Raw genomic sequence first — 13,112 nt, 5'->3', positions numbered from 1 at the left:
TGCCCCGCGAAAAGCCAGCTGCGCGCCGTTGGCGGAAGAATCCAGTGCCCGGCGGGGATCGATCCGCCTATCCTTCGGGCGCGCGTTCCCGGCCGGGCGCTGGTGAGCGGCTGCTTGCTTCCGATGCGCTTCGCCTTCGTCCCCCTCGCCCCCCTTGCGTTTGCTGTCGCGCTCGCCTCGCCGAGCGCGGCTCAGCCCGTCGAGGAAGCGAGCGCCGGGCGAGGCTCTCCGCCGGCCGCGCCGTCCGCGCCGGCCGTCGACGACTTCGAGGAGCGGCTCGTGCTCGACACCGGCCGCAAGCCGCCGCCCCCGCCGGATCCCGCCCGATCGACGTTCTCGCTGCAGGGCGAGTACCAGCTCCGCTACCGCGCCATGAGCGATCTGCCGCTCCGGGCGCCGCCCCTGTCGGCTCCCGGCGCGACGACGCTCGGGCAGAGCCAGTACATCGCCCACTGGCTGCGCCTCTCGCCGCGCTTCCACTTCAAGGACAAGGCCTCGATCGTGGCGCAGATCGACGTCGTCCGGGGCCTCATCGCCGGGGACACCACGCGTGACGTCGAGCAGGTGCGCGACGCGCGCGCCGCCCTGGCGTGGTACGAGGTGCACCCGCGCACCCTCTACCTGGAGGTGCCGTGGGCGCTCGGCGTCGTCCGGGTGGGCCAGCAGAGCGCGCACTGGGGGATGGGGCTCGTCGTCAACGACGGCGAGCATGCGAGCGTCTTCGGCGACTACGAGCGCGGTTCGCTCATGGAACGCGTCCTCTTCGCGGCCACGCCGATGGGCAAGGGCGGGCCGCTCCACGTGACCGTGGCGGGCGACCTCGTGTTCGAGGACAACGCGGCCGACCTGCTCGGCAACGACGTCGAAGGGCAGGACGAAGGCGAGGGCGATCGCGCCTTCCAGGCGGTCGTGTCCGCGCTCTGGCGAGAGCGGCGCGGCGAGATCGGGATCTACGGCGCCATGCGGCGGCAGGCGCGCGAGCGCCGCGCGAAGACGAGCCCGGCCCGGTTCAGCGAGGTGCTCACGTCCGGCATCCTCGACGTGGCAGGCAGATTCAACGCGCCGGTGCCGGGGGGCCGCGCCCACGTCTACGGCGAGCTCGAGGCCGCGGTGATCCTCGGGGCGGCGTCGTTCGCCCCGAGCGGGCCCCCGCCGCCCTCCGGCCACGCGTTCGGGCGCTCGCCCGTGACGGTGCGCTCGGTCGGCGGCGCGGCGACGCTCGGCGCGGTGCACGTCGCGGGCCGCGGGCCGCGGCCAGCCGCGCGGTGGGGGCGCGTCGTCACGGAGATCGAGGCCGGCTACGCCTCGGGCGACGACGACCCCACGGACGGCGTGTCGCGGCGCTTCACCTTCGACCCGAGCCACAACGTCGGGCTCCTCCTGTTCGACGAGGTGCTCGCCTGGAAGACGGCGCGCGCGGCCACGATCGCCGAGCGGGAGCTCTTCGCCGCGTCCCCCGAGCCAGGCATCAGGTCGCTGCCGTCCAAGGGAGGCGTGCCCGGCGCCGCCTACGTGAACCCGCGCATCATCGTGCGGCCGGCGCGCTGGCTCGACCTCAAGGCGGGCGCGGTCATCGCCGAGGCGACCTCGGATCTGGTCGATCCCTACGGCGCCCCGCGGGCGGGCGGCAGCCTGGCCAACTACGACGGCGGCGACAGCCGCCGCCGCGATCTCGGCCTCGAGCTGGACCTCGGCGTCGACGCGCGCATCGCGATGGGCAGGCTCGTCACCCTCCAGTTCGGCACCGAGGCCGGGGTCCTGTTCCCGGGCGGCGCCTTCGACGACGCCGCGGGCGCCGAGCTCCCCGATCAGTACCTGCTCACGCTCAAGCTGGGCGTGATCCACTGAGCCCGCCAGGGCTCGCCGGGTCCTCGGTCGAGCTCGCGCGCGACACAGCAGACGAGGGCCGCCCAGGGTGCTAGAGGGCGGTTGCGAGGGCCGTCCGCGCGCAGCAGCGGGCGCCCCTGGCAGACAGCGGAGAGAAACGATGCGCAAACGACTCGCGCTGAGCCACCTTCCGACACCGATCCAGCGCCCGCAGCGGCTCGCCGAGGCGCTCGGCGTCGACCTCTACGTGAAGCGCGACGACATGACGGCGGGCGCGGAGGCCGGCAACAAGATCCGCAAGCTCGAGTACCTGCTCGCCGCCGCGCGGGAGGAGGGCGCCGACCGCGTCATCACCTGCGGCGGCCTCCAGTCGAACCACGCGCGCGCGACCGCGCTGGTGAGCGCCTCGCTCGGCCTGCGCTCGGTGCTGTTCCTGCGCACGAGCGACCCGTCGGCCCACGCGCCGCTCGAGGGCAACGTGCTGCTCGACCGGCTCGCCGGCGCGGAGATCCGGCTGATCTCGCCCGAGGCATACAGGGACCGCGGCGCCCTGATGGCCGAAGCGGCCGCCGAGATCCGCGCGGCGGGCGGCCGGCCGTACGTGATCCCCGAGGGCGGCTCGAACGGCCTAGGCGCGCTCGGCTACGTGCGGGCGATGGAGGAGATCCGGAAGCAGCTCGATCTCGGCCTCGCGGGCGGCAAGCCGTTCGACGTCATCGTGCACGCGTGCGGCTCGGGCGGGACGGCGGCGGGCACGGCGCTCGGCGCGGCCCGCTACGAGGTCGCCGGCGAGGTGCGCTCGATGGCGGTCTGCGACGACAGGGCGACGTTCGCGCGGATCGTTGTCGGGATCATGGACGACGCGCGCGCGCTCGAGCCGCGCCTCGGCTCGCCCGCTCACCTCGTGATCGACGACTCGGCGAAGGGCCCTGCCTACGGGGTGTCCACGCCGGAGCAGCGAGCGCGGATCCTCCAGGTGGCGCGGCTGTCGGGCCTCGTCCTCGACCCCGTGTACACGGGCAAGGCGTTCTCCGGGCTCTGGGACCTGGCCGAGCGAGGCGAGCTATCGGGCAAGCGGGTGCTGTTCCTGCACACCGGCGGCCTCCCCGGGCTCCTCGCCCAGGGGGCGACCTTCGCCGACGCCCTCTAGAACCGATCAGAGCCCTCAGGGCGCGCCGCGCCACCACGCGTCGGCCATCGACGCGTCTTCCAGGGTGTCGATCTCCATGTAGCCGCCGTGGGTGTCGAGCTTGCGGAGGTCGGCGCCGGACTCGATCATGTGCTGGAGCAGATCGATGAGGTAGGCCCGCTGGAACGTGCGGCCCTCGCGGAACTCCGGCCGATTCGAGAAGGCGTCGCGCGCGGCGTCGAAGGCGGCCAGGAACTGCCCGGCGCCCCGCGCCGAGAGCTTCATCACCCCGATGAACTCGCCGGTCGCGGACTCCGAAGGGATGCGGCGCGAGATCTGGAGGACGCGATCCCCCTCGGCGCCGCCGGCGCGGAGCTTCTCGGCGTCGGTCTCGGGGTGCTGCGAGCGGCCCACGTAGCGGCGCCGCCAGTCCGTGTCGCAGGCGAGCGCGATGTCGTGCGGTGAGCGGACCAGCCCCGCCACGATCTCGGGCCGGTAGACGATGTCGGCGTACGTCGAGACGAAGCCGCCCTCGAGGTGCTCGCGCGCGCAGAGGAGCGAGAGAAGGATGTTGTTCTGCTCCCAGCCGCGGTTCTCGACGTACGTCAGATCCGGGTAGGCGGCCCGGATGACGTCGGCCTTGTAGCCGCAGACGAACACGATATCCGACCGCCGGAAGCCGCCCGCGGCGAGCGCCTCGAGGATGCCGTCGAGCATCGGGCGGCCAAGGATCGGGACCAGCGTCTTCGGCAGCTCTTCGGTCAGGTGACGCAGCCGGCTGCCCCGGCCCGCACCGATGATCACGGCCTTCACGACACCGCTGTTACCATGAACGGACTCGGTTTATCACGGACAATCACGGGGATTCCCGCGGAATCCCGCGGACATAGAAGCGACCAGAGGCCGCGCGGACCCGAGGCCCGTTACGGAATCGTGACCGTGAGCTGACCCCCTGCCGCGCGTCACCGGGTTAGGACGCGAACATGGAGATCGCGATCGTCCTCATCGCCCACTCTACGCTCTCGGTCTTTTTCCAGACCTTCTTCCTGCACAGGTACGCCTCGCATCGGATGTTCACGATGTCGAAGCCATGGGAGCGGATTTTCCACTTCCTCACGTACCTCACGCAGGGCTCGTCGTACCTCGTGCCCTGGGTTTACGCGATCTTGCACCGCATGCACCACGCGTACAGCGACACGCCGAAGGACCCGCACTCGCCGCGGTACTACTCGAATGTTGTCCGGATGATGCTGGACACCGCGCACCGCTACGACGCGATCTACGACGGCACGGCCGACGTGGAGCCGCGCTTCCTCGGCGGCTACCCCCAGTGGCCCACGCTCGATCGCATCGGCAACGCGTGGATCGGCCGGCTCGCGTGGGGCACCGGCTACGTGCTCTTCTACGTGGCCTTCGCCTCGCACTGGTGGCAGTTCCTGTTCCTCCCGCTCCACTGGACCATGGGCCCGCTGCACGGGGCGATCGTGAACTGGTGCGGCCACCGCTACGGCTACCGCAACTTCGACAGCGACGACGACTCCCGCAACACGCTGGCCCTCGATCTCGTGACGCTCGGCGAGCTCTTCCAGAACAACCACCACAAGTACTCGATGAGCCCGAACTTCGCGGTGCGGTGGTTCGAGATCGACCCGGCGTATCAGGTCATCCGCGTGCTCGCCTGGGTGGGGATCATCCGCCTGTCCGACAAGTGCCAGGTCGCCCGGCTGGAGCCCGAGGTCGCTCGGGCTGAAGGGTAGAGCGGGCCGCCGGCCGCGCGCGCAGCGCGGCCGGCCGTGAAGCGCGGCGCGCGGAGCCGAGGCCCCGCGCGCAAGGGCTCACTCGAACAGCTGCCGGAACGCGCCGGGGACGTCCTTCGGACCGATCTGCTCCTTGCGCTTGTTGAACTCCGGCAGACACGCCTGGTAGGCCGCGTCCACCCGCAGATCGCTCCCATCCCAGCTCGGACGCCAGATCTCCATCGTCTCGCGCGCGAGATCGATGACGTCCTTGAACTGCCCGCGCTCCTTCAAGATCTGCGTGCTGAGCCCGTACATCAGCAGCCCGCCGGGGATCGCCCCGAGCGCCGTCGTGGCCAGGGCCGGATAGCAGATGCGCGCCGTCTTCGCCCCGAACCGCTCCTGGATCTCCGCCATCGTCTTGCGCTGCAGGATCTTCGCGCCGGCGAGCGGGCCCATCGCGTAGACCGGATCGTCGCTCGGGTAGTCGTAGTCGCAGAAGGACACAACGCTCTCGCCCTTCGCGATGAGCCCCGCCGCGGCGAGCGGCTCGGCCCACAAGAGCGACGACGTGCCCATGAACTTGTTGGTCCGCTCGATGTCCGCCTCGTTCGCGACGTCCACCTCGACGAGCCCGAGCTTGCGGATGTTCTCCGGGCGCGAGAAATCAGGGATCTGGAGCACCGGATCGAACGCGACGTCGAGGTCCTTCACCTTGGTCGGCCCGTGCTCCGCGTACCGCTTCATCGCGCCGGCCGCGATGCCGTTCACGAGGTGCACCGCCCGATACCGCTCCTTCAGCGCGGCGACGACCTCGTCGATCACCTGCGGCCTCGTGGCGTCGTTGTTCCAGAAGCGCGCGGTGAGCCCCTCGGCCTCCGCCGCGTCCGTGATCGCCTTCACGTGGTGCGGGCCGATCTGCATCTTCTCGCTGTCGAAGTGCACGGCGAAGACCGCGGCCCGCTCCCCGAAGAGCAGCTGCAGGGCGAGCGCCCGGGTCATGCCGTTCGAGCCGCCCAGGATCAGCACCGCTGTGTCCGGGGCGATGCGCGCGCCCGCCGGGCTGATACGGGCGCGGTGCGCCGCGAGCTGCTCGGTCGCCACGCGCGCGCCGTGCTCGGCCAGCGAGCCCACGAGCGAGCGGCGATCGAGGCCGCCGAGAGGAAGCTTCTTGAAGGTCTCTAGGTCATCCATCACGTCCGGCGTCTTACCGTCTCCAGCGCTCGGCGTCACGACTGGACAGCTGCCGGGCCGTCCGAGCGCTCCGTGGGCGGCGCTCGAAGGGACGCCCCGCCTCCGTCCGAGCCGTGATAGATAGATCGCGTGAAGACGGTTCTTGTCACTGGCGGCAGCGGGTTTATCGGGCGCGGTCTCGTGAAGGAGCTGCTTGCGCGGGGTGATCGGGTGACGGTGCTGACGCGCGACGTGGGGCGGACGCAGGCGGCGCTGCCCGGGGCGCGCGTCGTGTCGTGGAGCTCGGACGCCGCGGGGCCGTGGTTCGAGGAGGTCGACGGCGTGGACGCGGTCGTCCACCTCGCGGGCGAGACCATCGTCAAGCGGTGGACCGAGGAGGCGCGGCGCGAGATCGTGAGGAGCCGCATCGACACGACCCGCCTCATGGGCGAGGCGATCGGCAAGGCCAAGCGCAAGCCCAGCACGTTCCTCTGCGCGTCCGCCGTGGGCTACTACGGCCCGCAGCCGGGCGAGAAGGTGCTCGACGAGGACGCGGCGCCCGGCGAGGGCTTCCTCGCCGACGTCGTCGTCCGCTGGGAAGAGGCGGCCCGCGCCGTCGAGGAGCAGCACGGCGTCCGCTCGGTGCAGCTGCGCATCGGCGTCGTGATCGGCGAGGGCGGCGGCGCGCTCGACAAGATGATCGCCCCCTTCCGGTTCTTCCTGGGCGGGCCCGTCGGCGACGGCAAGCAGGTCATCTCGTGGATCCACCGCGACGACGTCGTGGGGATGACCCTGCTCGCCCTGGACAACGAGGCGGTGCGCGGCCCCTTCAACATGACCGCGCCGTACGCGCAGACCGGCGACGAGGTCGCGCAGGCGATCGGCGCGGTGCTCCACCGGCCGTCGTGGCTCCGCGTGCCCGAGGCCGTGGTGAAGCTGGGGATGGGCGACGCGGCCGAGATCATCACCACCGGGCAGCGCGTCTATCCCAGGCGGGCGGAAGAGCTCGGATACAAGTTCCGCTACGCCCGCATCGTGCCCGCGCTCGAGTCGATCCTCCGCAGCTGAGCGCCCGCGCCCGGGTCGAGCTCCGGCCGCCCTGCGCGGCCGCCCTGCGCCAGGGCACCTGCCGCGCTCCGGCCGCCGTTGGATCGGCATCGGCGCGCGCTAGCGGCGCGCGCTGGCGGCGGGCAGCTGGGCGCCGCGGCACGGCGCCCAGCTGCTGCCCACACGAGACAAGAGCCGCCGGTGGCGCGCTGAGAAGTCGACCTGTGTCGAGCAGCGCACCATCGGGAGCCCGGACGGCGGTTTCCCAGCGCTCCCCCAAGCGCTCCGTCCGCTTCCATGCTTACGCCATCGCGCTCCGAGGCGCTCTCGGGATGAGTTGGATTGGCGCGTGCAGGGTATCCCGACTGGATGTCGACGTGCACCCTCCAGAAGCGCTGCGAGAACCAAACTCGTTAGGGGAATCCCCTTGCCGCAGCGCACAATCGCGGGGTTGCTCGTCCTCCTCGTCGGAGGCTCGCCCGAGGCGCGGTCTCTGGTGCGTGAGAGAGGGGAGGAGCCAGGCGCAGTCTGCGCTCGCCGCCCGGACAGCGGATCACCCCCGCGCGGCTCCGTCGTGGTTCGTCGTGGAGCCCCGGCGCGGCCGGCGGGCGCGCGGTCGTGCAGGCGCGTGGTCGTGCAGGCGCGCTCAGGGGCCGAGGCCACGACTCTGGAGGATCTCTCGCACCACCGCCTGCGCGGAGCCTGTCAGCTCGGCGAGCGAGCCGCGGGCGAGCTCCACGAACTTCATGCCGCGCACGCGCTTGAGCGCCTCGACGGCTACGGCGCGCTCCTCGGCGCCCTCGTGCTGGAGGATGCCGAGGAGCATCTCGCCGGCCTCGAGGGTGTCGATCTTCGCGATCGCCCGCACGGCGCTGGCGCGCACGGCGGCGGCCTGCGACTCGCGGTAGATGCGGGCGAGCGGATCGAAGGCGTGGGCGAAGCGCAGCTCTTCCAGCGCGCGGGCGGCCTCGTGGACCACGGTGGGATCGGGATCCACGAGCGCGTCGCGGATCGTGATGAACGTGCGCTTGTAGAGGAAGTGGGAGAGCGCGCGGACGACGGCGACCCGGATCTTCGGCTCGGCGCGGCGGAACAGGCGCTCGAGCGGCGAGAGGATCGTGTAGAGCTCGACCGTCGCGAGCTGCTCCGCGAGGCTGATGAGCTGCTGCGCGGGGGCGGCCTCGGGCGTCGCGCCCTCGACGGCGAGCGCGGTGAGCCGGGCGAGCATGGCGCGGCGGCGGGTGACCTCGGACCACTGCGCCGGGTCGAGCACGATGTCGCCGCACGCCTGGGCGGCGCTGCCGGCTTGCTCCCACTCGACGAGGTCGATGTGCCAGACGTCGGGGAAGCCGAGCTCGTGGCGGAGGTGCGCCGGCAGCGGCGAGGCGTCGATCGGCAGGTCCTGCGCGTTCACGTAGCGGCGGCCGGCGCGGGCGTAGTGCTTCTTCCGGGTCTCCTCGAGCGGCAGCTGCGTGAGGGCGCGGTAGACGCCGCCCACCTTGCTGTACTGCCCCGCCTCGCCGAGCGCGATCACGGCGGCGAGCAGCGCGTTCTCGGCGATCTCGGGCGGGGCGGCGCGCTTCTGCGAGACGGCGGACACCTCTTGCCAGAGGCGGGCCTGCGCGAGCACGGCGAAGTTGGCGACGGCGGTGAGCCCCTCTTTCCGGGCGTACGCGGCCATCTCGCGGGCGAGCGTCGCGGCGGCGGAGATCTCGCCCTGCTTCTCGGCCGCGGCGACGGCCTCCTCGTAGGACTGGAGCGCGTAGTAGCGCAGGTGGTCCTCGCGCAGGATGCGGATGACGTTCACGTAGCCCTCGAGCACGTGCTCGAAGGCGCGGCTCTCGCGCCCGACGGCGATGAGGACCTGGTAGCAGTCGAAGGCGCGCTCGCGCTGGCCGATGGTCTCGTACCTGTCGGCGGCCTCCTCGAGCAGGTGGACGGAGGCGAAGACGGCCTCGCGCGCCGCCGCGGCGTCGCCCGTGCGGAGCGAGGTGCGGGCGAGGTTGAAGCGGGCGAGGCCGGCGGCGTAGAGGTCGCTGCCCGACGAGGAGAGCAGCTGGGCGAGGCGCGACCAGAGGGCGCGGGCGCGGGCGAAGTCCTGGCCGCGCTCGCGGGCGATGGCGGCCTGCGCGACGAGGCCGGCGGCCTCGTACTCGTCGGCGGCGCGGCCGTAGAGCCGCCTCTGCCGCTCGGGGTCCTGCTCGCGCTCGGCCCAGGCGAGCACGGTGCGCGCGCGGTCGATGGGCGGGACCTTGGCGATGAGCGGGCGCTGGCTCTGCTCGTTGCCGCCGTACCAGGAGACGGTGAGCGCGCTCCGCGCGTCGCCCAGCCGGACCAGCACGTCGCGGAGCTCGTCCGTCATGGCGACGTACTCCTCCTCGCGGGCGATGGTGTGCTGGAGGGCGCTGAAGAGCGCGTCGCGCGCGCGCGTGAGATCGCTCCTGGCCAGCGCGGAGCGCGCCTCGTCGCGGAGCTCGTGCAGGGGGCGGACGCCTTGGGTCATGCCGGGAGCGAGCGTAGTACACCGGCCCTGGCCGAGGGAGCGGCGGGCGTGCGCGTGAGCGTCGCCGGCCCTGCCGCCGGCGGAGCGAGGCGCGAGGGCGCGGCGTGTGGGGCGAGGGCTTGAGGCATCCCCTCAGATTCTTCGGAAAATTCACAGGGAGACGGGGAGGCGGGGAGGGAAATCTTCAAAATACTCCCCGTCTCCCCGCCTCCCTGTTCAATTTCCCGCTGAGAAGGGCTGCAAAATAAGGGGATTCCTCAGGGGCGCGGGGATGGAGTAGCCGTCAAACGGCGCATCGCGGGCTCGGCGTGAGGCGGCCCGCGGAAGCGTGAGAACCGGGCTGTCGATGCGGCGGTGGGCTGCTAGAGCGCGGACGATATGAAGCTGTTTCACCAGACTCTGATGCTCGCCTGCTCCGCCGCGCTCTCCGTCTCTTGCGGTGGCGCGGCCGAGCGCGCGCCGTCGCTCGACGAGGTGGGGAGCGCCGAGCTCTCGGCGTCGGCCGCGCCCCGCGCGCAGCGCGCGGGCCAGGCGGCGCGCGCGCCGGGCGATCACCGCTTCTGCGGGTGGCTGCACGAGTTCCTCGGAGATCCCGAGTCGACCGAGCTCGGATACGACACCTTCGCGGCCCACGCCGGGGCGTTCGACGCCGTCCACCCGAAGTGGTGGCGCGTCGCCTCGCCGACCAGCTTCGAGAACCACCCGCGCGGCCGGGAGGCGCCGTTCGCCGGCTTCCACGACCGGCGCGTCCTCGACGGCACGACGGCCGGCGGCGCGCAAACCCGGCTCATCCCCCTCATCGCCGCCATCGACCGCCCCGACGTCGCCGCCGTGCACGCCATGCTCCACGATCCCGCGCTCCGGGCGCGGCACGTGGCGGGCGTCGTCGCGCTCGTGATGGAGAACGGCTACGACGGGATCGACATCGATTACGAGCACCTCTCGTCCGTCCTCGGGCCGGGCGAGACGGTCCGGGCCGAGCGGGCCGCGTTCTCGGCGTTCATCGACGAGCTCGCGCGCGCCCTCCACGCGCAAGGAAAGGAGCTCTCGCTCGCGGTGCCGGCGGTCGGGTCCGCGAAGGGCGTATTCGATTACGAGGCGCTGAGCGCCTCGGCGGATCACGTGCACGTGATGAGCTACGACTACCACTGGCACGGCGGACCGCACGTGGGCCCGGTCGCGCCGCTCGGGTGGCTCGAGGAGACCGTCTCGTACATCGGTTCGCTCGACGGCGGCGCGCGCCGCGAGAAGTTCATCTTCGGGCTGCCGAACTACGGTCTCCTCGGGCCGGAGGCGCCGGGGAGCGGGGGCGCCGTGGTGGGGTGCGAGCCGCTCAGCAAGTGCCTGGAGCTCGCGGGCGACGGCTACGAGACGAGCACCGACCACATGAGCCGGTGTCCGGACGACGAGGGCGGGCGGCTCGCCGCGGGGAGGTCGCCGAACCGGCTCCTCGCGAGCGGCGAGCGCCTCTTCTTCGAGGACCTCGCGTCGCTCGAGGAGAAGGTCGTCGTCGCCGAGCAGGGTGGGCTCGGCGGGGTGACGTACTGGAGCATCGGCGGCGAGCCGGGCGGGGCGGCGTTCTTCTCGATGATCGAGCGCCACTTCCCGAGGTGACCGCCGCGCCCCGCGGGCGCCCCATGGCCCTGCCGGGACAGGCGCTCAGACCTTGAGCGCGCCCCGGCGATGGAGAGGGCAGGGGAGCGCGAGCCGCGCGAGCCGCGCGAGCCGCGCGAGCCAGAGGACGGCCGCCGCGGGCGCGGGGGCGGGGGAGGTGTTCAGCGGCGAGGGCCGCGGCGTGGTAGGGTGCGCGCCGTCACAGCGAGAGGAGAATCCTGTCATGGCACGCACCCCGTCCACGATGCTTGAGCTGGGCACCCCGGCGCCCGACTTCAGGCTGCCCGACTTCACCGGAAAGCAGGTCGCGCTGTCGGATTTCACCAGGCAGCGGGCGCTCCTCGTGATGTTCATCTGCAATCATTGTCCGTTCGTCAAACACATCCGCCACGAGCTCGCCCGGCTGAGGCGCGATTATGGCGCTGACGACGTGGCCATCGTGGCGATCAACTCGAACGATATCGTCGCGTATCCAGCCGACAACGCCGAGGCGATGGCCAGAGAGGCGCGCGAGGTCGGCTACACGTTCCCTTACCTCCTCGACGAGGCCCAGCAGGTCGCCAGGGCGTACCGCGCCGCCTGCACGCCGGATTTCTACCTCTTCGGCCCGGATCGCCGGTTGGTTTACCGCGGTCAGCTCGACGACAGCCGCCCTGGCAACGAGGTCCCCGTGACGGGCCGCGATCTCCGCGCCGCCATCGACGCGGTGCTCTCCTCGGCGCCTGTCCCCTCGGAGCAGCGCCCGAGTATCGGCTGCAACATCAAGTGGAAGCCCGGCAACGAGCCGGCGTATCACGGCAGAACGCCGTAACGATCCCGAGGCGTACGATCCCGAGGCGTACGAGGCGAGGTCGCCCCCCGTCGGGCGCCGCTCTGGGCAGAACTGGCTCTGAAGGGGCGCGGGCCACACCTTGTGCGGTGGTCTCGCCGCTGCAGGCCGCTTTTGTCATGGAACATAGACAGTCAGGACACTGATACGATAGGTTCACAGCACGGGGGGAGTGAGACCGCATCTCGGGGGCGCGTTCCTCGCGAAGCCATACATTCGCCTTCATGGTGAGTGGATCGCGGCATGAGGCCGAGGTCCATTCCAGTCTGGCTCTCAGATCAACAAACCCGATCCGAAGGCGGTCTACTCTCCTACTTCATGAGCACCTCTACGACATAACACGGCCAAGACCGAGGAAGCGGACCTCCTATGCAGAGCTGGATCGGCCCGGAGCGCCAGGCGCTGGCGAAGAGCGCGGCGAAGGTGCTCAAGGACAACGCCCTACACAACCGCAGCGGTCTCCCACCATTTCGATTGCCGCAGGTCGCGCAGCAGATCCTCGACGAGCTGTTCCATTTCTCCTCTGCCGGCGACACGGCGCCCGTCGTGTCGCTCGGGCAAGAGCTCGGGCAGCAGGGGCTCGGGCTGCGGGCTCTCCTCGGGCTGAGCCGTGTCCTCTTGCGCGAGGTGCTGGCGCGTCTGCCTGGAAGTACGCCGGGAGCGCTGGAGGCCGTGGCGCGCGTGAACGACTACCTGACGCTGCTCGTGGACGCGGTGGCGGAGCAGGAGAAGCGCGAGGTCGGTGTCCAGCGCGACGAGATGCAGCTCGCGCTCGAGCGCGCCATCCATAACCGCGAGCGCGAGCTGCGCCGTGTGATCATCGAGCTCTCGACGCCGATCATGCCCGTGTATGATCATATCTTGGTGCTGCCGCTCATTGGAAAGCTCGATACCGAGCGAGCGGGGAGGATCACCGAGTGCCTCTTGCGAGAGGTGGTGGACCGGCAAGCGCGCACCGCGATCATCGACGTGACCGGCGTGCCGGCGATGGACGCGGAGGCCGTCGACGCGCTCGTGCGCACCGCGCGTGCGCTCGACCTCCTCGGCACCCACCCGGTGCTGGTCGGCATCCGCCCCGAGGCAGCCCGCGCGCTGAGCGACCAGGACGCCCGCCTCGCGGGCATCGTGGTCCTGGCCAATCTTCAGAGCGGCATCCTCTATGCGCTGCGGCGGGAAGGGCTCGAGGTCTGTGGCAGTCCGCCCCCGCAGCGAGGGGCTGCTCGCTCGTATCGCGGCCGTTGACGGGCGCGCCGT

General features: G+C 71.5%; 11 protein-coding genes. 7 read left to right on the top strand and 4 right to left on the bottom strand.

All coding sequences use genetic code 11. The features are described 5' to 3' along the window. Positions 1-123 precede the first annotated feature (123 nt). Both WMF29_RS32805 and WMF29_RS32800 read left to right on the top strand, forming a co-directional pair. The gene (locus tag WMF29_RS32805; protein WP_437324061.1) at positions 124-1,848 is read left to right on the top strand and encodes a hypothetical protein; all 1,725 of its coding nucleotides are present in this window, start codon (positions 124-126) and stop codon (positions 1,846-1,848) included. Between the two features lie 139 nt (positions 1,849-1,987). After that, positions 1,988-2,977, top strand: coding sequence for a D-cysteine desulfhydrase family protein (locus tag WMF29_RS32800; protein WP_437324060.1), 990 nt, complete (start codon positions 1,988-1,990; stop codon positions 2,975-2,977). A gap of 15 nt (positions 2,978-2,992) precedes the next feature. On the opposite strand, the gene WMF29_RS32795 is transcribed toward WMF29_RS32800, so the two are convergent. Continuing rightward, on the bottom strand, positions 2,993-3,769 hold the full coding sequence (locus WMF29_RS32795) for an NTP transferase domain-containing protein (RefSeq protein WP_437324059.1): 777 nt from the start codon (positions 3,767-3,769) through the stop codon (positions 2,993-2,995). A gap of 170 nt (positions 3,770-3,939) precedes the next feature. Between WMF29_RS32795 and WMF29_RS32790 the strand changes: the two genes are divergently transcribed. After that, positions 3,940-4,713 carry an acyl-CoA desaturase gene (locus WMF29_RS32790; protein WP_437324058.1) on the top strand — a complete coding sequence of 258 codons (774 nt, stop codon included), beginning with the start codon at positions 3,940-3,942 and terminating at the stop codon, positions 4,711-4,713. A 78-nt stretch (positions 4,714-4,791) separates the two neighbouring features. On the opposite strand, the gene WMF29_RS32785 is transcribed toward WMF29_RS32790, so the two are convergent. Then, a complete protein-coding gene (locus WMF29_RS32785; RefSeq protein ID WP_437331189.1) occupies positions 4,792-5,886 on the bottom strand; it encodes a hypothetical protein in 1,095 nt (364 codons plus the stop codon). A gap of 129 nt (positions 5,887-6,015) precedes the next feature. On the opposite strand from WMF29_RS32785, the gene WMF29_RS32780 reads away from it, so the two are divergent. Next, positions 6,016-6,933 (top strand): TIGR01777 family oxidoreductase, encoded by a 918-nt coding sequence (locus WMF29_RS32780; protein WP_437324057.1) that lies wholly within the window; start codon positions 6,016-6,018, stop codon positions 6,931-6,933. A 625-nt stretch (positions 6,934-7,558) separates the two neighbouring features. On the opposite strand, the gene WMF29_RS32775 is transcribed toward WMF29_RS32780, so the two are convergent. Continuing rightward, entirely contained in the window at positions 7,559-9,415 is a 1,857-nt protein-coding gene (locus tag WMF29_RS32775; RefSeq protein ID WP_437324056.1) for a HEAT repeat domain-containing protein, read from the bottom strand. 378 nt (positions 9,416-9,793) lie between these two features. On the opposite strand from WMF29_RS32775, the gene WMF29_RS32770 reads away from it, so the two are divergent. Further along, positions 9,794-11,029 carry a glycosyl hydrolase family 18 protein gene (locus WMF29_RS32770; protein WP_437324055.1) on the top strand — a complete coding sequence of 412 codons (1,236 nt, stop codon included), beginning with the start codon at positions 9,794-9,796 and terminating at the stop codon, positions 11,027-11,029. Positions 11,030-11,074: 45 nt separating this feature from the next. On the opposite strand, the gene WMF29_RS32765 is transcribed toward WMF29_RS32770, so the two are convergent. Further along, complete coding sequence (locus WMF29_RS32765) at positions 11,075-11,254, bottom strand: hypothetical protein (protein WP_437324054.1); 180 nt, start codon at positions 11,252-11,254, stop codon at positions 11,075-11,077. Here WMF29_RS32765 and WMF29_RS32760 point away from each other — a divergent pair. Beyond that, the gene (locus WMF29_RS32760) at positions 11,253-11,840 is read left to right on the top strand and encodes a thioredoxin family protein (protein WP_437324053.1); all 588 of its coding nucleotides are present in this window, start codon (positions 11,253-11,255) and stop codon (positions 11,838-11,840) included. The genes WMF29_RS32765 and WMF29_RS32760 overlap by 2 nt on opposite strands. Positions 11,841-12,227: 387 nt before the next feature. Continuing rightward, positions 12,228-13,100 carry an STAS domain-containing protein gene (locus WMF29_RS32755; protein WP_437324052.1) on the top strand — a complete coding sequence of 291 codons (873 nt, stop codon included), beginning with the start codon at positions 12,228-12,230 and terminating at the stop codon, positions 13,098-13,100. The last annotated feature ends 12 nt before the right edge of the window (positions 13,101-13,112 follow it).

This window comes from Sorangium sp. So ce381 (assembly GCF_051473845.1).
GTDB lineage: Bacteria > Myxococcota_A > Polyangia > Polyangiales > Polyangiaceae > Sorangium > Sorangium atrum.
Note: the sequence above shows the minus strand (reverse complement) of the source record. Positions and strands in the feature narration are given on the sequence as shown.

Coding starts and splice junctions, on each gene's coding strand:
- WMF29_RS32805 (WP_437324061.1), top strand. CDS start 124: ATGCGCTTCGCCTTCGTCCCCCTCGCCCCCCTTGCGTTTGCTGTCGCG.
- WMF29_RS32800 (WP_437324060.1), top strand. CDS start 1,988: ATGCGCAAACGACTCGCGCTGAGCCACCTTCCGACACCGATCCAGCGC.
- WMF29_RS32790 (WP_437324058.1), top strand. CDS start 3,940: ATGGAGATCGCGATCGTCCTCATCGCCCACTCTACGCTCTCGGTCTTT.
- WMF29_RS32785 (WP_437331189.1), bottom strand. CDS start 5,886: ATGGATGACCTAGAGACCTTCAAGAAGCTTCCTCTCGGCGGCCTCGAT.
- WMF29_RS32775 (WP_437324056.1), bottom strand. CDS start 9,415: ATGACCCAAGGCGTCCGCCCCCTGCACGAGCTCCGCGACGAGGCGCGC.
- WMF29_RS32770 (WP_437324055.1), top strand. CDS start 9,794: ATGAAGCTGTTTCACCAGACTCTGATGCTCGCCTGCTCCGCCGCGCTC.
- WMF29_RS32760 (WP_437324053.1), top strand. CDS start 11,253: ATGGCACGCACCCCGTCCACGATGCTTGAGCTGGGCACCCCGGCGCCC.
- WMF29_RS32765 (WP_437324054.1), bottom strand. CDS start 11,254: ATGACAGGATTCTCCTCTCGCTGTGACGGCGCGCACCCTACCACGCCG.
- WMF29_RS32755 (WP_437324052.1), top strand. CDS start 12,228: ATGCAGAGCTGGATCGGCCCGGAGCGCCAGGCGCTGGCGAAGAGCGCG.